18 protein-coding genes and 4 pseudogenes are annotated in these 19,949 nt (G+C 69.7%); 16 read left to right on the plus strand and 6 right to left on the minus strand.

From position 1 onward, the window contains the following. The first annotated feature begins 465 nt into the window (after positions 1-465). From ACFY15_RS30625 to ACFY15_RS30635, 3 genes are all read left to right on the plus strand, one after another. The gene (locus tag ACFY15_RS30625; RefSeq protein WP_390690109.1) at positions 466-2,517 is read left to right on the plus strand and encodes a hypothetical protein; all 2,052 of its coding nucleotides are present in this window, start codon (positions 466-468) and stop codon (positions 2,515-2,517) included. Between the two features lie 193 nt (positions 2,518-2,710). Next, positions 2,711-3,355: a dihydrofolate reductase family protein gene (locus tag ACFY15_RS30630; protein ID WP_390690110.1), complete on the plus strand. Its 645-nt coding sequence runs from the start codon at positions 2,711-2,713 to the stop codon at positions 3,353-3,355. Positions 3,356-3,725: 370 nt separating this feature from the next. After that, entirely contained in the window at positions 3,726-3,929 is a 204-nt protein-coding gene (locus tag ACFY15_RS30635; protein ID WP_390690111.1) for a hypothetical protein, read from the plus strand. A gap of 598 nt (positions 3,930-4,527) precedes the next feature. Here ACFY15_RS30635 and ACFY15_RS30640 read toward each other — a convergent pair. Both ACFY15_RS30640 and ACFY15_RS30645 read right to left on the minus strand, forming a co-directional pair. Further along, positions 4,528-5,217, minus strand: a complete 690-nt coding sequence (locus ACFY15_RS30640; RefSeq protein WP_390690112.1) for an RlpA-like double-psi beta-barrel domain-containing protein — start codon at positions 5,215-5,217, stop codon at positions 4,528-4,530. 477 nt (positions 5,218-5,694) lie between these two features. Further along, positions 5,695-6,405 carry a recombinase family protein gene (locus tag ACFY15_RS30645; RefSeq protein WP_390690113.1) on the minus strand — a complete coding sequence of 237 codons (711 nt, stop codon included), beginning with the start codon at positions 6,403-6,405 and terminating at the stop codon, positions 5,695-5,697. Between the two features lie 480 nt (positions 6,406-6,885). Here ACFY15_RS30645 and ACFY15_RS30650 point away from each other — a divergent pair, with 480 nt between their 5' ends. From ACFY15_RS30650 to ACFY15_RS30685, 8 genes and pseudogenes are all read left to right on the plus strand, one after another. After that, complete coding sequence (locus ACFY15_RS30650; protein WP_390826442.1) at positions 6,886-8,250, plus strand: erythromycin esterase family protein; 1,365 nt, start codon at positions 6,886-6,888, stop codon at positions 8,248-8,250. A 456-nt stretch (positions 8,251-8,706) separates the two neighbouring features. After that, positions 8,707-8,805 (plus strand): annotated as a pseudogene (locus ACFY15_RS30655) (dCTP deaminase); the annotation flags it as partial. A gap of 37 nt (positions 8,806-8,842) precedes the next feature. Then, positions 8,843-9,073, plus strand: a pseudogene (locus tag ACFY15_RS30660) (dCTP deaminase); the annotation flags it as partial. Positions 9,074-9,076: 3 nt separating this feature from the next. Continuing rightward, positions 9,077-9,232: a hypothetical protein gene (locus ACFY15_RS30665; RefSeq protein WP_390826452.1), complete on the plus strand. Its 156-nt coding sequence runs from the start codon at positions 9,077-9,079 to the stop codon at positions 9,230-9,232. Then, complete coding sequence (locus ACFY15_RS30670; RefSeq protein WP_390826453.1) at positions 9,232-9,717, plus strand: hypothetical protein; 486 nt, start codon at positions 9,232-9,234, stop codon at positions 9,715-9,717. Before ACFY15_RS30665 ends, ACFY15_RS30670 begins: the two co-directional genes overlap by 1 nt. Next, positions 9,714-10,073, plus strand: a complete 360-nt coding sequence (locus ACFY15_RS30675; RefSeq protein ID WP_390826443.1) for a hypothetical protein — start codon at positions 9,714-9,716, stop codon at positions 10,071-10,073. The genes ACFY15_RS30670 and ACFY15_RS30675 overlap by 4 nt, the downstream gene beginning before the upstream one ends. Beyond that, entirely contained in the window at positions 10,070-10,264 is a 195-nt protein-coding gene (locus ACFY15_RS30680) for a hypothetical protein (RefSeq protein WP_390826454.1), read from the plus strand. The genes ACFY15_RS30675 and ACFY15_RS30680 overlap by 4 nt, the downstream gene beginning before the upstream one ends. Further along, positions 10,222-10,408 (plus strand): annotated as a pseudogene (locus ACFY15_RS30685) (UTP--glucose-1-phosphate uridylyltransferase); the annotation flags it as partial. The gene ACFY15_RS30680 and the pseudogene ACFY15_RS30685, both read left to right, overlap by 43 nt. A gap of 66 nt (positions 10,409-10,474) precedes the next feature. On the opposite strand, the gene ACFY15_RS30690 reads toward ACFY15_RS30685, so the two are convergent. After that, entirely contained in the window at positions 10,475-10,852 is a 378-nt protein-coding gene (locus tag ACFY15_RS30690) for an ATP-binding protein (protein ID WP_390826444.1), read from the minus strand. A 721-nt stretch (positions 10,853-11,573) separates the two neighbouring features. On the opposite strand from ACFY15_RS30690, the gene ACFY15_RS30695 reads away from it, so the two are divergent. Together ACFY15_RS30695 and ACFY15_RS30700 are read left to right on the plus strand one after the other, a co-directional pair. Further along, on the plus strand, positions 11,574-11,912 hold the full coding sequence (locus ACFY15_RS30695) for a MerR family transcriptional regulator (protein WP_390690118.1): 339 nt from the start codon (positions 11,574-11,576) through the stop codon (positions 11,910-11,912). A gap of 242 nt (positions 11,913-12,154) precedes the next feature. Further along, positions 12,155-12,358, plus strand: coding sequence for a cold-shock protein (locus tag ACFY15_RS30700; RefSeq protein ID WP_189598916.1), 204 nt, complete (start codon positions 12,155-12,157; stop codon positions 12,356-12,358). A gap of 908 nt (positions 12,359-13,266) precedes the next feature. Here the strand turns inward: ACFY15_RS30700 and ACFY15_RS30705 are convergent. Next, a complete protein-coding gene (locus tag ACFY15_RS30705) occupies positions 13,267-13,620 on the minus strand; it encodes a hypothetical protein (protein WP_390826445.1) in 354 nt (117 codons plus the stop codon). A gap of 363 nt (positions 13,621-13,983) precedes the next feature. Between ACFY15_RS30705 and ACFY15_RS30710 the strand changes: the two genes are divergently transcribed. Continuing rightward, positions 13,984-15,498 carry a hypothetical protein gene (locus tag ACFY15_RS30710; protein WP_390826446.1) on the plus strand — a complete coding sequence of 505 codons (1,515 nt, stop codon included), beginning with the start codon at positions 13,984-13,986 and terminating at the stop codon, positions 15,496-15,498. A 429-nt stretch (positions 15,499-15,927) separates the two neighbouring features. Here the strand turns inward: ACFY15_RS30710 and ACFY15_RS30715 are convergent, their stop codons facing one another. Beyond that, on the minus strand, positions 15,928-16,326 hold the full coding sequence (locus ACFY15_RS30715) for a hypothetical protein (protein ID WP_390826447.1): 399 nt from the start codon (positions 16,324-16,326) through the stop codon (positions 15,928-15,930). Positions 16,327-16,787: 461 nt separating this feature from the next. Between ACFY15_RS30715 and ACFY15_RS30720 the strand changes: the two genes are divergently transcribed. After that, complete coding sequence (locus tag ACFY15_RS30720) at positions 16,788-17,288, plus strand: hypothetical protein (RefSeq protein WP_390826448.1); 501 nt, start codon at positions 16,788-16,790, stop codon at positions 17,286-17,288. 134 nt (positions 17,289-17,422) lie between these two features. Here ACFY15_RS30720 and ACFY15_RS30725 read toward each other — a convergent pair. Beyond that, positions 17,423-17,802, minus strand: a pseudogene (locus ACFY15_RS30725) (transposase); the annotation flags it as partial. A gap of 62 nt (positions 17,803-17,864) precedes the next feature. On the opposite strand from ACFY15_RS30725, the gene ACFY15_RS30730 reads away from it, so the two are divergent. Further along, positions 17,865-18,317, plus strand: coding sequence for a hypothetical protein (locus tag ACFY15_RS30730; protein ID WP_390826449.1), 453 nt, complete (start codon positions 17,865-17,867; stop codon positions 18,315-18,317). Positions 18,318-19,949 lie beyond the last annotated feature (1,632 nt).

Below are 19,949 nucleotides of genomic sequence, written 5' to 3' on the forward strand. Positions count from 1 at the left end.
CGCCGCAGCCCCCGGCTTCACCGGCCCCGCCCGCCCTTCGTCCCCGTCCCTCCCGCGTTGGCCCTCACCAGCACCGACGGGGACGAAGCGGCCTCGGGAACGGCCCTGCGGACCGTCGCCCTCAGCCGCGCCCGCACCGCCGAGGGCACGCATGCCGACCCCAGGGCCGCGTGCGACGCCGCGACGCCGCGATGCCACGGGCGGCCGGTTCGACTGCCCTCCGCCCTCCGCCCGCCGGCCGCCGCCGGTCGGGACAGTGCGTCCTCATGCGCCGCGCCCGCCCCCCCGTGACCGTCCTGGCGGAGGCATCCGCCAGGGCGGCCGCTCCGCGTGGGAACACACCTGCGCCCACGTCCGCCTGATGTCCGCGACCTTGAACGGCGATCCGCGCTCCGCCTTCCGGGCCGCCCCGGTGATGGACCCGTTTCCCTGATGTGTGCCGGCGCTCTGCGGTAGAAGTACCGCATGATGCCTGTAGAGGAAGCCCGGGACGAACTCAAGCACCTGCTGAGCCGTTGCGAACGCTGGTTATGCGACGAGGACGGCCCGCGCGGCCTCCTCGCCGACGAGGCCGGTCTGGCCGACGACGCCGCCCGCATGGAGGCCCTGCGCACCCGCGTGCTGTCCTCCATGCTCAACGTGGCCCTGCTCGGACGGCAGTCGTCCGGCAAGAGCTTCCTGATCAGCGGCCTCCAGGGAGGCCTGGAGTACGTCCCGGTCACCGACGAGGACGGGATGCCGACAGCGGAGTTCCTCGGGGTCCTTCCGTCCTCGGCGCGCCCGACCACCGCATGCCCGTGCACGGTCGTCCCCGTCGGGGACGAGCTCTCCGAGCCCCCCACGGGCCGGGCACTGCTGCGCGTGAGGTTCGCCGGCGGCAGGGTGGAGGACATCGGAACGGACCTGCCGCCGGCCGTGGTGTCCGCCTACGGGTCCGTGGACGGCGACATCACCAACCGGCGCCGCGAACACATCAACCTCCGGGTCGAATCGATCGAGGTACTGCTCGCCGACGCACGCCTGCCGGTCAAACTCTTCGACCTGCCCGGCTCGGAGTCGCCGATCGAGGAACACGAGATCATCATGCGGGAGGCGTGGGCCAAGGCCGACTGCTTCATCTACGTGAGCCACGCGACCTCGGCGCTCACCGCCAACGAGCTCCACCTCATCCGGGACCTCTACGCCCACCACATGCAGAGCAACGCGAACAAGAAGGTGCTGTGGGTCCTCAGCGGGATCGACCTGGCGACCCAGCGGGAGCAGGGCCAGGCCGCCTGGAAGAGCGTGCTGGCCACGAACAACGCCTACCTGCGCACGCACTTCGGATCCCCCGGCGGGCAGTTCATCGGTGAGGGGTTCCTCCCGGTCTCCGCCGCCTGGGAGGCCGAGGGCACGTTCAAGAAGGTCCAGGGCGAGGACGGCGACACCCTGGGGCGGCTCAGCGGCATGGAGCCCCTGCGCGACCACCTCCGGAACCTCATGGAATCCGGCGCGGGCCACGCACACCTGCGCCAGGTCGCCGACGAGGCGCGCTGGCTCGTCCGGCGCCGCCAGCGCCAGCTCGCCGACATGCTCGACACCCACCAGCTGGCCGTGGAGGACCTCGAGGTCCAACGGGACAGCCTGCGCAGCCGGATCGCGGGAGCGGAGCGCTCGCTGGAACGCATCCTGACCGAACTCGGACGCGAGCTGCAGCGCAGGATCCGTGCGGCGAGGGGCCCCTTCAGCGGCCTGGCCGACGTACTGCACCGACAGCTCGACCCGCCGATCGACCGCGGCAACCTGAGCGCCGAGCACGCCAACGAGGTCGACGTCCTCCAGGTTCAGCTGTTCAGCCGGTGGATGACCTCGCCCGCCGGCCCGGCCACCTCGTGGGAACGCGAGCTGAGGGAGTTCGACGCGAGCGCCCGGCAGCTGCTGCGCGCGGAACTCGGGGTGGACACCGGCTCCGAGCTGGTGGCACCGGAACCACTCGACACGAGCCACTTCCCGATGCGGACGGACGGCCGCCAGCCGCTGACAGCCTACGGGGTCGTCCAGGCCGCGGCGAACACCCTGGGCGTCGCCAGTCCGCTCGCGGCGGGGGCCGTATGGCTCACGACCAGCCTCAGCCTCGCCACCATCGCGGTCCCCGCCGGCGCAGCCGTCCTGACGGCCATCGCCATCGCCAAGGTCACGGACCTCCTCAAGGACCGCGATTCCCAGGTCCAAAGGGCGCGGCAGGAACGCAAGGACATGATCGACGAACACGTGAAGCAGGCCCGCAGCGCCTTCGAGAGGGTCACTCACAGCCAGGGCAGGCTCCTGATCGACGCGGTCGAGCACCACCACGCGCAGCACCAGGCCCGCCTGAAGTCGACACTGGCCCAGATCATGGAGCGCATCAACGCGGAGGACACCGTCCGCAGCCGCGCGGTCATCGACCGCCTCACCCCCGTCAACCAGACCGGCCAGGCCCTCGTCACCGAACTCCAGGACCTGCGCGACGCGCTCGGCAACGACCTCACAGGCCGCTGACCCGCCGGACACCAGGCCCGGGCCGTTCGCAGGCGGTGTGCCTGCACCGTCCTGCAGCGGCACGGTCCAGGCCGGGGGGCCCGTGAGGCTGCGACGTCGGGTTCCGACGCGGCGATGAGTTCGCGGCGCCAGGGGGGTCTATCCCTTCGACGGGAACAACCGATTCCGAGACGAGACTCCCGGGGAGTACACCATGGGCTTCATCCAGATCGAACTGTTCGCGACCCTCGACCTGGTCGGCCAGGCGCCCGGCGGCCCCGACGAGGACCCGCGGGGATTCCCGTTCGGAGGCTGGCAGGCACCCCTTTTCCACGAGGTCACCGGGGCACAGATCGCCGCCGCCTACGAGGGCACGGACGCCCTCCTGCTCGGCCGGCGGACCTACGACATCTTCGCCGGCTACTGGCCGCACCAGCGTGGCGGCCCGGACAACGAGATCGCCGACCTCTTCAACCGTGTCCCGAAGTACGTCGCCTCCCGCGGGAAGCCGGACCTTCCCTGGGCCCGGTCCATCCAGCTGGGGCCGGACCTGGCGGCCGCCGTCCGCGAGATCCGTGACCGCCACGACCAGGTGAAGGTCGTCGGGAGCCTGGACCTCGTCCAGAGCCTGCTGCGTGACAAGCTCTTCGACGGCCTCGACCTGTGGGTGCACCCGATCGTGCTCGGCGTGGGGAAGAAGGTCTTCGACGGCGGCGCGGTCCCCACCAACCTCACCCTCCTGGCACCCCCGGTGGCCAGCCCGAACGGCATCGTCTACCTCCGCTACGGCCTCGCCGGAGGAACACCGGCCACGGGCGACATGAGCGCCCCCGACCGCGGCCTCCCGGGCCAGGACTGACGGCCCCGACGGCCGGTCGCTCCGCCTCACGACCCGGAAGCGGCAGCCCATCCCCGGCCCGGCGATCCGGCACAGGAGGCGGTCGGAGCGCGCGGAGATGATAGCGCCACCTGGCAGCGGGGCCGGGGGAAGCTGACCGTCTTCGTCCGCCGGCCCTCGGCCGCACCGATGGCGTCCTCGGGCAGGAGACCCTCACCGGGCGGCAGGAGGGCTTGACGGCCAGGAGTTGCTACCACCCGTTCTTGGCCGGTGCCCCGCGAGGTGAGGTGGCGCAGGAGCGGGCCAACCCAGGCGGCGTTTCAGCCGGACACGGTCGGAGCACCCCTCGCGACCTGAGACGATCAGCCGGATCGTGTGAACGAAGGTGGAGGTGGGGAACGTGCTCGTTCTGGTGCTGCTCGGTGTCTTGACGCTCGCCGTCGGCGGATGCGCATGTGTGGTGTGGGCGGAGCGCGGCGGGCCCCGGTGGGCCCGTGCAGTGGCGGCCATGACGCTCACCGCTGGCGAGCTGGTGCGCCGTTCCGCGAAGAAGCGGCGCCGGAGCCTGAACGGGACCGACAGCGGGGACGAGTAGGGACGGAGAAGCGGTCGAGCGCGACCGCCCGGAGGGGGCCGGTGCGACGGTCGAGAGGGCCTGCGGCCGGCGCTCCCGCTCTGCCACGGCAAGGCGCCCGTCGACAGCGTGGGCCTCGGGTGACCCTGGGCAAGCCCGTGCTGTCGGTGGTGGCCGGGACGCTGGGAGGCATGGTCAGGGACGCGGAGCTGCGCGGCCGGTACACGGTACGAGCCACGACGACCCGAACCCGAAGCCGGCCCGCGGCCCGGCCGAGGGATTTCCCCGTCGACGCGGACGCGGCGGCCGCCCTGTCATCGGGCAGGGAGACGATCACGCGCAACTCGGGGCTCATGGTGCACGCGCACGGGCGGTCGGCCGGTGCCGATGCCGTGATGGATCGGCCAGTCCGGCGGCGCCGCCGGTGAGGGCCGCCGCCCGGCCCGCGTGGCGATCAACTGCTCCTCGGTGGGGATCGGGTCCCGGGTGCGCCGGAGGTCCTGGAGCCGGACCCGCTCGCGGAAACACCAAAGGTCCTCGGTTTCCTTAGCGCACACGTGCGATGGCGGCTGGCGCGGGGTCCAAGACGGCTGCGACGCCCCGGTGGCGGGCGAGCCGGCTATTCCGCGAAACGCCAGGTGACGTTGATCGTTCCCTGGTCGAGGGGGGCGAGTGCCGTGAATGCGGCGGGCGTCAGGTCCAGGCCGCGCCTCTGCGCGGTCGGGCTGGCGTCAAGGACCGTCGCGACGATCGACTTTCCCTTGTACGTGACGATGACCTTCCTGCCGCAGTGAGGGGCCGGGCTCCCGGCTCCGAACATGGACGAGTCGAGCGCGGCAACGAAATCGTGGTCGTTGAAGGCCCGGCCACACGCCCCGGCCAACCCGTTGCTGGAGAAGAAGTCCGCTGTTCCCTCGTAGCTCTCGCCCGGCTTCGGCTTCGGCTTCGGCTTCGCGGGTACTGGCGTCGTCTTGCCCGGCTGCGGGGGTGCAGCCGTGGTCTTGCCCGGCTTCGGCTTCGGCTTCGGGGGTGCTGCAGTCGTCTTTCCCGGCTTCGGCTTCGGGGGTCTGGTCGTCTTGCCCGGTTCCGGGGGAACTGCCGTCGTAATTCCCGGTTCCGGAGGCGGTGCCGTCGTCCTGCCCGGTTCCGGAGCGCGAACGGAAAGAGGCAGATCGGTCTCGCTGGAGGCGGCCTCCCCCTGCTGTTCTGAAGTGCTCACCGCCGAGATGGCGGTGCCGGTGTCCTCGGAGGCAGAGGCAGTGGCGGCGGTGATCACGGCAGCAGGACCGGTGGCCAGCAGAGCGGCCACCGCGGTTTTGGCGATTCTTGCTCGCATCAAATCTCTCTCACGTCGCATTCTGTGGCGTGGGTCCGGGGGAGTCGCAGGCGTTGTGCCGCACGGCGGTCCCCGCGACCGCACCACCGCGATGGCCATCGATGTGGGCCGACGATCGCAGTGGACCCATGATCATCAAACCTGCTGGCGATCTGCAAGCGCGCCGAGACACGGTCGGACGGCATCCTCCAGCGTGACTTCACCCGTGACTTCACCGCGAGCGGGATCTCCGGGGGCCTTGACCTCGGAGTTCGGACACCGGAGAGACCTGGATCTTGATGGTCCAGGAGAACGGAGTCCCTGTGGAGATGAAGCCTGGCGGACGCGGTCGCGCTGTACCGGTCCCGCACCGCCGATGTGGACGATCAGCGGGTGACAAGGCGGGTGCCCCTTGGCCTGGCCCTGTCCTCCCGAGGCTCCGGAGAGGTGACAAGGAGCTCAGAGTGACCGTCAGGTACCTTCGGCCCGGAGGGCGGCGAAGTCGGCGTGGGCCTGTTGGACGGCTTCGGGGTACGCCTGGCGCTTCTCGTGTTCGGCGAGCGCCGGGTAGTTGCCGGCCAGGCCGGGGTTCTGGCCCTTGCGCTTCCCGGTGGGGATGATCAGATCGGACTGGATCTTCTCTGCGGACTCGCCCGCCGCCCGGCGCCGCAGCACGGTGTGCAGCGTGTCGTCGGTGATGACGGGCGGTCGGCCGCCGTGGTTGCCCTTGCGGGCTGCGGCGTCGAGCCCTTCGAGAGCGGCCTCGCGGATGCTCTCGCGCTCGGTCTCGGCCATCGCGGCGAAGAACCCGACGAGCATCCTGCCGGGGCCGCCCGGGTCGCAGATGCGGGGCAGCGGGCCGCCCGGCATCTCCAGGAGCAGGCCGTGGGCGGTGAGGTGGTCGGCCGGCGCGGTGAGCTCGGCGGCGTCGCGGTCGAGCCGCTTCATCTCGTAGACGGTGAACAGCACGCGACAGTGCGGGGCGTGGGCCTTGATCTCCCGGGCCAGGGTGAGGGCGGCCGCGACTGGGGGCGGACACGGATCCGGGTGCTGATCTTCGACCGCCGCGCCGACGGTCAGCAGAGCGTCGTTCCGGGTCCACGTCAGGACGACGGCGTCCGGCGGGGAGAGGATCCCGGGCAGTCCCCGCCGCGAAGACAGGGCGCTGCTACGCGTCGCCATGGAGGTCCTCTCTGGTTCTCCGCTGTGGTGGCCAACGACGGTCCGTCCGGCCCAGGCGCCCGCCTGTGCCATTGCCCCGGGGCAGCGGCTTCGGGGTCCGCGTCGAGGGTGAGACCGGACCAGGACCAGGGTCCCGTCCGGCACATGGCTGGTCCCGGGGCCCCGTACGGCTTCTCGTCCTGTGAGCGGACAATCCCCGCGCATTCCGGTGATGTGCTGTAACGGAGCTACCCGAGATCCCCCGCCGGGAGTTCCCGGGATCCGCGTGCCGACGAACGAGCCCGGAGCGTCCACTACCCGAACAGCTTTAGAACCTCCAGCCGGTCGAGTGCTCGGACGGCCACGAACAGTGGTGGTCTCACGCGCCTTCCGGAGGGGGCCGGCCCCGGAGACGTCCGGCGGCTGCCCGCTGCCCGATGCGAACGAATCGCGGCATGGATCACTCGGATATCCACACATTCGATCGAAGGAGAAGAACGCATGACCATTCGCACGAAGCGCATCAGCCGCCGCCTGCTGCTGGCGACGGTGGCGACCGCCGCGGGGGCAGTACTCGTCCCGGTGTCGGTCCAGGCGGCCACCGCCGACACGGTCCACACGGCCGCCGGGAAGCAGGGCCCGATACGCGCCCTGGAGCGGGCGGCCCACCCGCTGCATACGACCGAACCCGGCGGAAGTACGGCCGACCTGCGAGCCCTGTCCGCAATGGTCGGTGACGCCAAGGTGGTCGGCCTCGGCGAGGCCACCCACGGCTCCCACGAGTTCTTCACCATGAAGGAGCGGGTCTTCCGCCACCTCGTCGAGGAGAAGGGCTTCACCACCTTCGCCCTGGAGCTGAGCTGGTCTGCGGGACTCCAGATCGACGACTACCTCCAGACCGGCAAGGGCGGTGACGCCCGCAGTGTCGCCAACCAAACCCTCGCCAACTCCCCCTGGGAGCGAGAGGAGTTCGTGAGTCTCATCGAGTGGATGCGCGACTACAACTGCCACCACCCCGACCGCCCCGTGCACTTCATGGGCGACGACATCGGCGCCCCCTCGTTGAACGACGCGTTCTTCGCGCGGGTGACCGACTACGTGGAGAAGAACCACCCCGAGTCACTGCCGCGGCTCAACGAGCTCTACACCGGCCTGCGGCCCATCGACGACGTCTTCGCCTACCTGGGCAAGCCGCTTGCGGAACGACAGCAACTCGCCGCCAGGGCCCAGCAGGCCCTGGAACTGGTCAGCAGCCGGAAGGGCTCCGGCAAAGACGCGTTCGACTGGGCCGAGCAGAACGCCCGCTCGATCGCCCAGACCGCCAAGTTCCTCACCATCAACCCCGACGACCGCAAGTCGCTGCCCGACTTCGAGAAGTTCCGCGACGAGGTGATGGCCCAGAACGTCACGTGGTGGCAGAAGCACACCGGCGGCAAGGTCCTGGTCTCGGCGCAGAACAACCACGTCGGCTACGCCTCCGACAACCCCGAGGTCTATCCCAAGACGCAAGGGTCGTTCCTGCGCGACACCATGGGCAAGAACTACCTGCCCATCGGCTTCACCTTCAACCAGGGCTCGTTCCTGTCGAAGGACGCCGCCCTCGGCGGAGACTGGAAGAAGTTCACCGTGGGCGCCGCCGAGGCCGGCAGGAACGAGTACACCCTCGACCAGGTCCGCTACCAGGATTTCTACCTCGACGTCCGTAAGGCTCCGGCCGCCGCGCGCGCCTGGCTGAACGTCGCCCGGCCCACGCTCAACATCGGCACGCAGTTCCCCGAGACGCCCCGCGACATCGCGATCGCCAAGTCCTTCGAGGTCCTCATCCACCTGCACGAAATCCGGGAGGCCGACAAGCTGAAGCCGTGACGACCCGGCCGCCCGCGCCGCGCCGAGTTCCAGCTCACCCCGCTGCTCCACCTGGTCACGCGGACGGCGGAAGGGGCACCGCCGCCGCATCGGTCTTCGCCCGCCCGGAGGCTCCGGCACTCAGTCGGGTGTACCTGGGGACCACGGTGGAGCGATCGGCAGCACCGAGATCGTTGCCTCGCTGATCGGCCGTTCCTCCGTCGGCCGGATGGGCCTGTTCGTCAGTACAGCGCCGACCTGGGCCAGCTCGGCGCCTGCCACCGCTGGAGGTGGAGCTGAAGACCGTCCAGCCGGTGCGCGTGTACGCGGGCCGGGTCATCGGCCAGGTCAGCTCGCGGTGGCCACCGGCAGCCGGCTGCCCTACACGGGCTTGCTTCGGCCGGATCGACGAAGCCACCGTTCCCCCGCCCGGGCTGCTGGCCTCGGCCCCCTGCCCCACACCTGAGGAGACCCGCTGTGATCCTGACCGGCCCGGACATCAACGCCGAGCGAAAGCGCGGCCGCCTCGTCCTGGACCCCTTCGACCCCAAGCGGGTCCAGCCCAACTCCTACGACCTGACGCTGGGCCCGACCCTCGTCCACTACACCGGCGATGTGCTCGCCATCCAGGCGGAGAACCCCTTCGTCGAGGTCGAGATCCCCGGGGGGCGGGTTCCTGCCGGAGCCGCACCGCATCTACCTCGGCGCCCACGCCGAGGTCATCGGCAGAACCACTACGTGCCGCGGATCAGCGGCCGGTCGGGCGCGGTCCGGCCCGTTCGTCCACTGCACGGCCGACCTGATCGACATCGGCTCCATCGGAGCGAGCACCTTCCAGCTCCACACGGTGCAGCCGCCGAAGGTGTATGCCGGCGACCGGCTCGGGCAGGTGACCTTCACCCGGGTCCACGGCGACATCATCCTCTACGACGGCAAGCACCAGGACAGCCGCGGCCCGCAGCCCTCCAAGATCCACCAGGACAAGACCGCGGCGGCCGCCTGATGCGGGCCGACGAGGTCCCGAACCCGGACAGCGGCTACACCGACCCCGCCGCCCGGGACCTGGTGTCCGCCGCGTTCGAGACGATCCGGGACCGCTACGTGCTGGCCCGCCCCCAGATCGCGGCCGCGGTCCTGGACGCCGACGGGCGGGTGCGCCCGGGCCTGCACGTGGACGCGATGGTCGGACGGGCGGCTGTCTGCGCGGAGGCCGGGGCGCTGTCGCGGCCCGCCTGGTCACCAGCGCCCAGCGCCGGCCCCCTTGCGGTGGCCGCCGTCCGCTTCCCCCAACCCACCGAACCGCCGCCCGCCCGCGTGATGCCCCCGGGCGGACTGTGCCGCGAGCTCCTCCTGGACCACGCCCCGCACATCCGCATCGTCCTGCCCGACAACGGGCAGCCGCTGACCCCGCTGGCCGGCCTGCTGCCCCACAAGTACGCGGGTGTCAAATGGCCCACCGCCCATCCATCCCTGAAACACCAAGCATGAGGAGACCCGTTACGAGCCGGACCGACTTCCGCACCCCCGCCCTGGACGCCCTTGCCAAGGAGGTCATCCCCGAGCGGCACTTCGCGTTCTCCATGGAGACCGCCCGCGACCGCTTTTTCAACGACACCCGGATGCTCGACGTCAAGCGGGACGTCCACGACCGCTTCCGCACCAACCCGACGTCCATGACCGGCCACGTGATCGACAACCTGGCCCTGACCGGAGACGAGGACCTCCTCGACCTCGGCTGCGGCAACGCCTTCGTCCTGGAGCACCTGCGCCCCCACCTCGCAGACGGGACGATCACCGAGTTCGACGTCGCTCCCGCCGTCCTGGACGCGCCCGGGCCCGGATGAACGGCATTGCCACTGCGTGCACGTGGATCGAGGGCAGCGCCGACGACTCCTTCGACCGGGTCATGACCGACTACATGATCCGCTACGTGCCCGACCTCGACCGCTGCTTCACCGAGGTCCAGATGCCGCCGGGGCGCATGACGCGGCGACCCGCCGCTGGCACGAGCACCGCCAGGGCGAGATCTACCTGACCGACGCCATCTCCGGCCGGCAACCCCGCCGACTACCTCGTCGCACAGATGGCCACCGCGCTGGCCCACCCCGAGTACGGGCCCATCCTGCGCAAGCTCGCCCTCGAATCCGGCGACACCCACACCACCCCGCGCACCAGCTGATCCGCCGCTCCCTTCGGGCCGCCGCCCACCGCGAGCGGCCCCAAGGGAGCCCCCTGCCACGCCCCATTACGAGCCTGTCTTCGACCAGATGGGCCAGCCGAAGCCTCCGGTGCCGCCGTTCAGATCGGGCGTGCGCATGCGCGGTGCCTGCGGGCTGAGGTCGTGGACAGCCACGTCGATGCTGTCCGGGTGGGCGGTCAGGTCCAGGGTGCATGTGCCGTCGGCGTGGCGCAGGGCGTTCGTGACGAGTTCCGAGACGACGGGGACCACTGTGCCGGCGGCTTCGGCTTCGATCGGGCGTACGAGGCGGTCCGAGGAAGGCCCGCCCCGGTCTGTGGCGGGTAACCCGGGGGAGGCGGCCGCCCGGGCCTTTCGGTGCAGCTGTTCGAGGTCGATTACCTCATCGTCGAATGCTCGAAAATCTATGTCGGCCAGAGTAGACATTCAGCTGTGGTGTAGCTATGGTTTCTCTCGTAGCCAGAGAGATCGAAGGGCCCGGCAGAGACGAACTGCCGGGCAGCAGCGCCGCAGTACCCGTGGTTGCAGTACGCAGGACGGTTCGGTGACGGAGTCTCGAAGCCAGGTTGGTTGCAGGACGGCGACGGGACTGGTGACCGGACCGGGCGGCCCGTAGTGATCAGGGGCCGCCGTGAGCAGTACCCGCAGTAAGTGCAGTTCGCAGTACCCAGCAGTGAAGAGTGAGCAGTACCTCGGTGAAGGCGTCGGCTGCGGGCGCGCGCACCGGGAGGTTCGGCAGTGGGGTTCCAAGCCAGAGCAGACGCAGGATGGGCAACGGGGCTGGCTGTCGAAGTGGCGCTGAAAGAGGCCACCAGCAGGACGCAACACCGGCAGTACAAGCAGTTGGCAGTAACAGCAGTACGCAGTTCCCGTTTGGTAAGTGATGGATCCAGAGGGAAGAACGGAGGAACCAGGCGCCATCAGGATCGCCCGGACGCCACGCGAGTCCGGGTACCGCAGGACATCGATAGTGAGGTGGTCTCCGGTCACGCAGCCGCGATCCGCGCACTCCCGGCAGCAGCCAGGTCGGGCGGGCGGAAACAGAAGGCCGACGCAGGACTAGGGTCGGCAGATGGTGTAGCAGTTCCTTCGGGGCCCGGGAGCCACATGCTCCCGGGCCCCTCCACGTGTTCCGCAGAGAGGTTCAATGACAGCAGATGACTCGTTCGGCCGACTCGATGACGACGACTACCCCGCCTACACGATGGGCCGGGCCGCCGAGATGCTCGGCACCACCCAGGGCTTCCTCCGCGCCATCGGCGAACACCGCCTGATCACCCCGCTGCGCTCCGCCGGTGGTCACCGCCGCTACTCCCGCTACCAGCTGCGCATCGCCGCGCGGGCCCGGGAACTCGTCGACCAGGGCACTCCCATCGAGGCGGCCTGCCGGATCGTCATCCTCGAGGACCAGCTCGTAGAGGCCCAGCGCCTCAACGCCGAGTACCGCCGTGCCGCCCCATCAGCGAATCCCACCGTCGCGGCGTGACGTGGGTGCGCCTGCAAACCCTGCGGCGGGCCTACCCGCACACGGTCCACGACGTGTAGTCGTTTCCTGTGGTGACAGCGTGTGCGGGGGTGTAGCGTCTGCGTCAGCTGTCGTGGTTCGGAAGTTCCCTTTGCCCACGCCGTCGGCGTGGGCGTTTTGCTGTGCTGTGCCGCAGGGACCAAGGCGATCACCTCCGCCTCTCACACGTTGTGGGAGGCGTACTCGACTGGAAGGCATGAGACATGGCTACGGGAACTGTGAAGTGGTTCAACGCGGAAAAGGGCTTCGGCTTCATCGCCCAGGACGGCGGCGGTCCGGACGTCTTCGCCCACTACTCCGCCATCAACTCCACTGGCTTTCGTGAGCTCCAGGAGGGCCAGAGCGTGACGTTTGACGTCACCCAGGGCCAGAAGGGCCCCCAGGCCGAGAACATCACCCCGGCCTGACCTTCCCTACTCCGCCCGTACAACGCAGGGGACCGGGCTCGGCACCGACCGGAACGGCGAATGCGGGTCTGATCCGGTGACATCGGCGGACCCTGAGGCGTACCAAGTCAGGGCTGCACAGCTGTTGCTGCGCAGCCCTGGGTTGTGTCGAGACGGGAGTGCGAAGGGCGCTGCTGTTGGACCTGCCGTGGCTGGCTGGCACTTCGGGCGAGAACCAGTGGCTCTCGGCCTGATCTTCCTGCAACTCACTGGTGACAGTCAGCACCGCCCGGACCTATGGCTCGGTGAAGCGGACCTGATCGGTCGTCCAGTCGCCCACGCGCTGCCACGGGCGGAGCCGCCCGAGCAGATGGTCGGCCGCGAGCGCGGCGGCCCGGTGAGGACGACGTCCGTCACGACCACCGCATCCCGATCGCGGACAGCTGCTCCATCCGCTCCGGCGTCAACGTCTCGGCCCTGCTGCGCTGATTCCCGATCCGGGCTCCGAGCTTGTGCTCCCGCTCTGCCTGGTCCTCGCCGACGATCCGTTCGACGTGCTTCCTCGGGACCTGAAGGCTTGGCGGCTTCGTAGACCATCGCCCATTTGCCGTCCTGCGTCCGGCGCTTGGGCTTCTCGTGCTTGCCGGCAGGCTCGATCCCGAGGACCTGCTCGCACATCCACTACTGCACAGCCGTGAGCTGATCCCAGCCGAGCCGCACCGACTGCACACGCCGCCCGAGGTCCTCGCCCTGCCGTACGACGTCGCCCGCCTCGGTAGGTGGGCAGCGCCTCGCCCGCGTCCAGGTGCAACCGGCACGGCCCCGCCTCTCGAGGGCGTCGGCCCCGCGTCCGCTGGCCTGGGCGGCCCGCCGGGCCGGGCCGGGGCCCTGCCCGGGGGGGACGGGGTTCAGCTGCGTACGGCCGGGTGTCAGGCAGCGGCGGTGCTGATGCGGACGAGAGTGCGGTGGAGCAGCCGGATGGCGTCTTCGGCGTCGGTGTACTGCTCGGGGGCCGCCTGAGTGGTGCCGAAGGCAGGCCTGCCTTCGGGGGAGAGGGCGCGCCAGTTCAATACCGGGGTGAGGGCGGTGACGGCCGCGCCGAGGAACCAGGCGAGCCGCCCGTGGACGCGGGCGAGGGTGATCGCAAGGACGGCGAGCGCTCCTCGCAGGTGCTCCAGTCGGTCGATCTCGGACAGCGCCTCCTGCGCGCGCCGGGTGCTGATCGCCTTCTGGAGGTCGGCGGCCGCGTTCGCCGCGAGGGCCCGGTCGGTGGGGGTGGGCACCTATACCTGGTCATGGATCTGCCGCGCGGGGTGTCGGCTGCGGCACGGAGGCCGATTGTGGAACTGGTCGAGCACGGGGTTCAACGAGACGCCCCGGTTGGGGCTGCAGGATCTCTACTGGCTCCACTCGGTCAACCAGCTGTGGACCCTCACCGAGCACGCGGGGGAGGGCAACCGGGTTCTCCACGGGTGACCAGGCCAACCTGCCCCCAGTGCTGTGGGAGCGGGGACCTTGGGCTCGGACATCGGCAAGAGCGGGCACCCGACCGCGGCGCTGGGCCGGGTGTTCCGGACGGGTGAGGTCGGGAGGCGAAGGCGGCGTGGTGGAGTGTGGTGCGGGGGCGGGCCCTATAGGCGTCTGACGTGACAACTCTCCCGCTGCGTCGCAGCCCAGCCCTGCTCTCCCTGGCCGCCGCCCTGCTCCTGGCGGCACCGGCCGCCGTGGCCGCCACGCCCCCCGCCCCCTCTCCGGCCGCCCTCTCCACGGTTCACGGGCATCCCTCACCCCCCGCCGACACCGGCCGGCAAGTGCAGCGGTTCAAGGATCAGCTGGCCAGATCCGGCTTCGTCTCGCAGTCGGGGAGCGCGGCCGTCTTCGACCTGAACCGCAGGTACTGCGAAGGCGCCCTCTTCAGCGGGCTGTGGCCCAACCTCCAGTCGCCCTACATCGTCACCAACATGCCGGAGGTGCCCGGCCAGGCACCCAACACCAACCCGCCCGTGACCTGGCGCCTCCGGCAGGACGAGGCCGTCGTCCTGATCGGCACGACGCCGCCCCCGGAGGAGTACTTCTCCTTCGACCTCACCAACGTCAAGGGCTCCCTGCACACCGGCCCGGTCCTGTGGACGGCCGTGGGCGACCCGGTCAACAACAAGACGGTGCGCACGGCCGGTCCGTCCCCCTTCAACCGGCCGTTCGCGCTGGTGATCACCGGTAACGGCCGCACCCGGTCCGAGGTGGGCAAGATGCTCCGGGCCTCCGGCCTGGGCGACGCCACCAGCAACATGACGATCCCGCCGGCCATGTACCGGCTCGGCCTCGGCAAGGGGGCCGACCAGTTCCTGCTCGGCATGCGCACGGTCGCGCCCGCCCCGGGCTACGAGAAGGCGCTGGAGGCCTATCGCGCCGCACCCCCGTTCCAGGTCCTGCGGGTACGGCCGCAGAGCGACTCCGGCAACCAGACGAAGCCGGTGTACGCCCCCGACCCGCTGCCCGTGCCCCCGCTCCGCGTCTCCGGGACCGGGGCCACCGAACTCGACCTCAACCCCAGCCTGAAACTGCTCCGCCGCCGGATCATCGAGGCCCACCCGGGCTACGACGTACACGACGACGTGGTCCAGCGAGGCTTCGAGGAGTCCAACCCGGGGCTTCAGGACCACCTGATCACCAATCCGCCCATCACCGGTGTGGACGGCCTGTCCAACGACGCCGACGACCCCATCTCCCGCGACTTCTCCCTGCCGGACGGCTCCTTCGTCGTCACCTACGGCACGAACCACGTGGCCACCGGGCAGGCGAGCTACTCCAGCGTCACGGTCAACGCGGACCCTCACGCAGCCGTGGCCATGGCCGCACAGGGCAACCGTGAGCTCGAGGGCAGCGCCAACGACTACATCTCCGACCATCCGGACGCCGAGAAGCTCTACGCCTGGACCTTCAGCCGCGCCGGCGACAGCGGCCCCTCCGGACCGCACGTGACCACGCTCCCGTCCACCGACACCAGCTTCTGCGCGCAGTACGGCACCGACCGGCCCGTCGACACGAGCACGCTGCGTGTCGTGGCCCGCGCCTACATGCAGCCCGAGACCGCCACCCGTCCCGCCCTCTCCTCGCTCCTCCTGGACCGGCTGCTCATCTTCACCCCGAAGAAGAAGTAGCGCCCGAAGCGTGCTCCTTCAGGGCTTCCGGGCCCTGGAGGAGCAGCGGGAGGGCGAAGGGGGTGAACCAGCCTCAGGGCCCCGCCTCGGTCCGGCCGAGGATCACCTTGCCGGACGAGCAGAACCAGCTTCCCGTGCCCGAGCATCGGGTTCGGCACCGCCGCCTACCGCGGCGCGGGAGACCGCGGTGGGCGGGTTCTGGAAGTGGCCGAGCACGACCCCAAGACCAAAGCCCCTGTGCGGCTGGACGGCATATACGATCGACTTACCCCGACATGGAATGGGAACCCAAGGCCGCATTCGCGGCAATGACACAGCGGTACCAGAGGTGACAACCCCACCCGCGGTGACCACGGCTCGGGATCTGCACCGCGGCGCAGCCAACGGTGAGCAGGACGTCGCTCCCGGGCCGAGGCCGCCGACACTTCCTCAGCCGCGCCATCCGCTCAGCTGACGGGCTACCCCATGCCGGCGGGGTACGTCAGGGTCCGCGCGGTCGGTGAGGCGGCCTCCCGCTCGGCCGCGGAGGAGCCGGCAGGCCGTGCTCGGACAATTGATGTAGTCGCGGTGCTGGTCGATCTCCGGCCGCGTGATCTGCCGCAGCCGCCGGTCGGTGAGCTCGGGGAACCAGCTCTTGATCAGCTTGGCCCAGTCGGCTTCCCGCATCGGCGGTCCGCCGGGCGTGATCCCGGATGCCTCCGCCGGCTCCGGGTACTTCCTGATCGTCTTGCGGTCCACCCCCAGCGACGCGGCCAGCTCGCTCGGAGCGGCGTACCAGTGGACGTAGATCTCGGTGATGTCGACCCCGACGAACGTTCTCCTTGCCATCCGGGCTGACCATCGGCCTTCCGAACCACAGGCCCAGGGCCGCCCACGCGCCTCCGCGATGACCAGTTCCCTCGATCCCGAACTCCTTCGTACCCATGGCTCATTAGGAGAAGTCGGGATGAGGAATAATATGGCGCTCAAACAGCCCTAGATGGGAAAAAGACATGAATGCTCACACCTTAGAGCTCTGCTCGCGCTTGGTCGTCCTCAGTGACGCGTCATCGACGCCAACGGGCGGGATTGTCGCCGACGCGGAGCTCATGGCCGGGCATCGCCTGGAGCGGCCGTTCGCCTTCGTACTGAGCTCCGCCGCCTGACTTTGGTCCGACCGGCTGGATGTGCCGGTGGTTCGTGCCGAGGTGCTCCGCGGCGCGGCGTAGTCGAGGTTATGAAGGGAATAGAACAAAATCGGATGGAAGTTCGCTATCCGGTCATTCCCGAACATCAACCTCAGGAGTCGCATGATGCGCCCCATCAGAGCGGCCGGCCTCGGTGCGGCCGCGCTGGTCACGCTCCTCGCCTGCACCCCGGTCGCGGCCGCCGCGACAGACACCGGTTCCGCCCAGGCCAGGGATAAGGCCCGGATCATCACACTCCTGGCCGAGGTGCAGCAGCTGACCCGCTTCCCGGTCACCCCCGGCAGCGTCTCGCAGGGCGATCAAGTCGTCGTCCGCTCGGACCTCTTCGACGAGGCGCACAACAAGGTCGGCGAGACCCACGGCACCTGCACCACCACCCGGGGCGGCGCCGATGAAGCGGAGCAGTGCGTCGTGACCTACATCCTCCCGGGCGGCCAGCTCACCGTGCAGGGAATGTACTTCAACTACCTCGACCAGGGTCCTTTCGACAACGCGATCACCGGCGGCACCGGGGAGTACAAGAAGGCTCGCGGCTGGGTCCACTCCGATACGATCGCCACAACCCCCAAGGTCGTGAGGCGCTTCACGATCCACCTCGTCTGACGGACCCGGACGTCACATAACCCCGGACTCCAGCCTTCCCCTGGCGTCGCACCGATTCGAGACGGTCCTACGAAAGGAAGTGCGGGTAATGGCTGATGCGCTCGCGGCGCCTTGCCCGGGCCTTGGACCATGTCCTATGTGGTGAGGCAGACGAGTCGCTTGTAGCAGCAGGGGGCGGTGGTGAGTCCGGGAAGGCCAGATAGTTGCGGGGACGGCGTTCGTAGCGGTGGTTGGGGCGGCGGTAGCCGGTCAGCCAGGACATGGTCCGCTCGATCACCCACCGGCGCCGCCCGAGTCGTTCCGATGACTCGATGCCTTTGCGCGCGATACGGACGCCGTGCCGCTTCCCTCGAAGGCATTTCCGCAGCTCAGATATGTCGTAGGCCTTGTCGGCATGCAGACGCTGGGGCTTGAAGCGGCGGCCGCGGTGGGGGTCGTGTCTCGTTTGGTGACCGAGCACCATGGGCTTCAGGGCCCGCCTGTCGTGGGTGTTGCCAGCGGAGAGGCCGACGACGAAGCCAGTACACCGAGCACAACTTCCTCGCCGGCCAGACGGACGTGGTATGGAACCCCGCCGTGGACAACCTCCACCAGGTCCTGATCGACTACACCTACACCTCCACCGCGCGCATGGCCGTCGGGGGCTCGGAGCGGACCGTCGAACGCGTCTTCAACCGCTTCCACCTGCTTACCACGGAGACGACCCGCCAGAGCGGGGCCACCGCGACCGAGCAGAACGACTACGACGTGCTGGCAGGCAAGCCGTTCGACAACCAGCCGATCCACTTCCAGCTCCGGGTAGAGACCATCCACACCTGGGCCGGCGACGGCCGCGTTCCCAGGACCGAAGCCACCACGAGGACCTCGACCAGGACGGCAGCCTGGCAAGCGAGACCGCCCCCAACGGAGTCACCTGGACGCACACCGGTGTCACCCCGGCACCCGCCTTCGACGGCGAGTCCTGACCCGTGCAGGGTGATCGCCTGGGTGATCTGCGACAGGGTCTCGATGGCGTCGCCCAGGCGGTAGCGCACCATCCGCGGGACGTCGAAGGGATTGCTGACCTGGGCAATACAGCTAGCGCAGCGCCTCCGTCGGGTCCCGGACCGCCTCGAAGGCGCTCGCGTGGATCCCCGAGAACATTCCCGTCGGCATTTTCGTTGTGTCCATGCCGGGAGGCAGGGGCTGGTCAGGGGGACCGATCACCCGGGCTGCCCCGCAGGCGGTGTCGAGCACGGCGAATCACCCGCCTGGCGGTTCCACGGGGTGCTGCACCTCGTCGCGGTGCGGGCCTCCGGTGGGCTCCCGGCGTTCCTCCCCGGACCGCAGCACCGATTGCAGCTGGAGGAACGCGGCGGTCTCGTCCTCGACTCCGCGTGCACGTCGTACTTGAGAGCCGGCGGGGTCTCGCGGGTGCTGTAGGGGGGCGGCGGTGACGGCGCCGGCGGTCATGGCGGCGTGGGCGAGGCGCAGCTCGATGTCGCCGACGCGGACCGGTCCGGAGGCCGACAGAGTGGGCGCCGGGCCGAGGTAGCGGATGGCGGGAGATCTCGGGCGTGGTCCGACCGAGATTTCCCACGGGCACCGCCGACGACGTGATGGCTCGCGTCTTCCGCCTCATGGCGGTCTGACCCGCCTTGGGGCGGGGGCCCGGACTGGGCCCCGCCCGAAGGGAACGGGCCGGCAGGCAAGGGCGTTCCCTGCCCGGACCTGTACCGCCTGCCCTGCCCCGGCCAGCCCGCCGGCCATTGATAGGCCTTGTCGACCCACCAGGACTGGTAGCCGGAGTTCTTCGACGGATCGTTGCACGGGTAACCCCGAACGCCGTACTCGGAGTCGTCAAGGCAGTTCCACGGGGCGTTGATGCCGTTGCGCACCACCTGGATGGTGGAGCCGTAGCTGGTGTTGAAGAGCTCCAGCGCCCACTTCTGGTAGCCGTTGGTGACGCTGGGGTAGTTGCGTGGTTAGGTGCGTAGGCCGAAGTCGGAGGACCAGTCGAGGCAGCGGCCGGTGTTGACGTTCTGCAGCTGGCCGTAGCCGGAAGACCAGTTGAGGACGTGCCAGCGCTGCCAGCCACCGTCGACGCTGTTCTGGTTGCACTTGGTGGTGGAGGCCGCCGACCCCGAGGCCGTGCGCGCGGCCCTGCAGGGCCCGATGGGGACCGGGGTGGCGGCGACCGGCTGACTGCGGCCCTCGGGGAGCCGCTCCCGATCCTTCGGCCGAGGGCGACCGCCTCGTGAAGGCCGACTTGCTGGTCTGCCTCGGCGGCGACACGCAGTTCCCGACGTCTATCCGGACCAGGTGGCCAGGCTTGCCCGCTGCCAGGGCCATCCCGCCGTCCTCGACCAGAACGTCTTCCTCGGCTCGGACCATATCGCGGTGGGTCTTGGCGTAAATTTTCGAGCAGCGATCTCTTCCGGCGCGCGGAGTTCTTTCTCTGAACGCTTGCTCAACTCAAGTGGCGAAGCCCTGCCTGAAGGCGTGGAATGGGCATGAGGTCTATTGGCAAGCTCGACCGGAGGAGGAGAGTCATGCGCGGCTTGCGGCTGCTAGCCATCGTGGGACTTATTGATCAGAAACTCATGGGGTTCTCGTCCAGGACGTAGCGGACGTGTGGGCCGCCGAAGTAGCCGCGGACGATGTGCGGCTGGCGCTGGCGTC

It is taken from the genome of Streptomyces sp. NPDC001373, from assembly GCF_042895815.1.
In the GTDB taxonomy this organism is placed as follows: Bacteria; Actinomycetota; Actinomycetes; order Streptomycetales; family Streptomycetaceae; genus Streptomyces.

Coding starts and splice junctions, on each gene's coding strand:
- ACFY15_RS30625 (WP_390690109.1), top strand. CDS start 466: ATGATGCCTGTAGAGGAAGCCCGGGACGAACTCAAGCACCTGCTGAGC.
- ACFY15_RS30630 (WP_390690110.1), top strand. CDS start 2,711: ATGGGCTTCATCCAGATCGAACTGTTCGCGACCCTCGACCTGGTCGGC.
- ACFY15_RS30645 (WP_390690113.1), bottom strand. CDS start 6,405: ATGGCGACGCGTAGCAGCGCCCTGTCTTCGCGGCGGGGACTGCCCGGG.
- ACFY15_RS30650 (WP_390826442.1), top strand. CDS start 6,886: ATGACCATTCGCACGAAGCGCATCAGCCGCCGCCTGCTGCTGGCGACG.
- ACFY15_RS30670 (WP_390826453.1), top strand. CDS start 9,232: ATGCGGGCCGACGAGGTCCCGAACCCGGACAGCGGCTACACCGACCCC.
- ACFY15_RS30675 (WP_390826443.1), top strand. CDS start 9,714: ATGAGGAGACCCGTTACGAGCCGGACCGACTTCCGCACCCCCGCCCTG.
- ACFY15_RS30680 (WP_390826454.1), top strand. CDS start 10,070: ATGAACGGCATTGCCACTGCGTGCACGTGGATCGAGGGCAGCGCCGAC.
- ACFY15_RS30690 (WP_390826444.1), bottom strand. CDS start 10,852: ATGTCTACTCTGGCCGACATAGATTTTCGAGCATTCGACGATGAGGTA.
- ACFY15_RS30695 (WP_390690118.1), top strand. CDS start 11,574: ATGACAGCAGATGACTCGTTCGGCCGACTCGATGACGACGACTACCCC.
- ACFY15_RS30700 (WP_189598916.1), top strand. CDS start 12,155: ATGGCTACGGGAACTGTGAAGTGGTTCAACGCGGAAAAGGGCTTCGGC.
- ACFY15_RS30715 (WP_390826447.1), bottom strand. CDS start 16,326: ATGGCAAGGAGAACGTTCGTCGGGGTCGACATCACCGAGATCTACGTC.
- ACFY15_RS30720 (WP_390826448.1), top strand. CDS start 16,788: ATGATGCGCCCCATCAGAGCGGCCGGCCTCGGTGCGGCCGCGCTGGTC.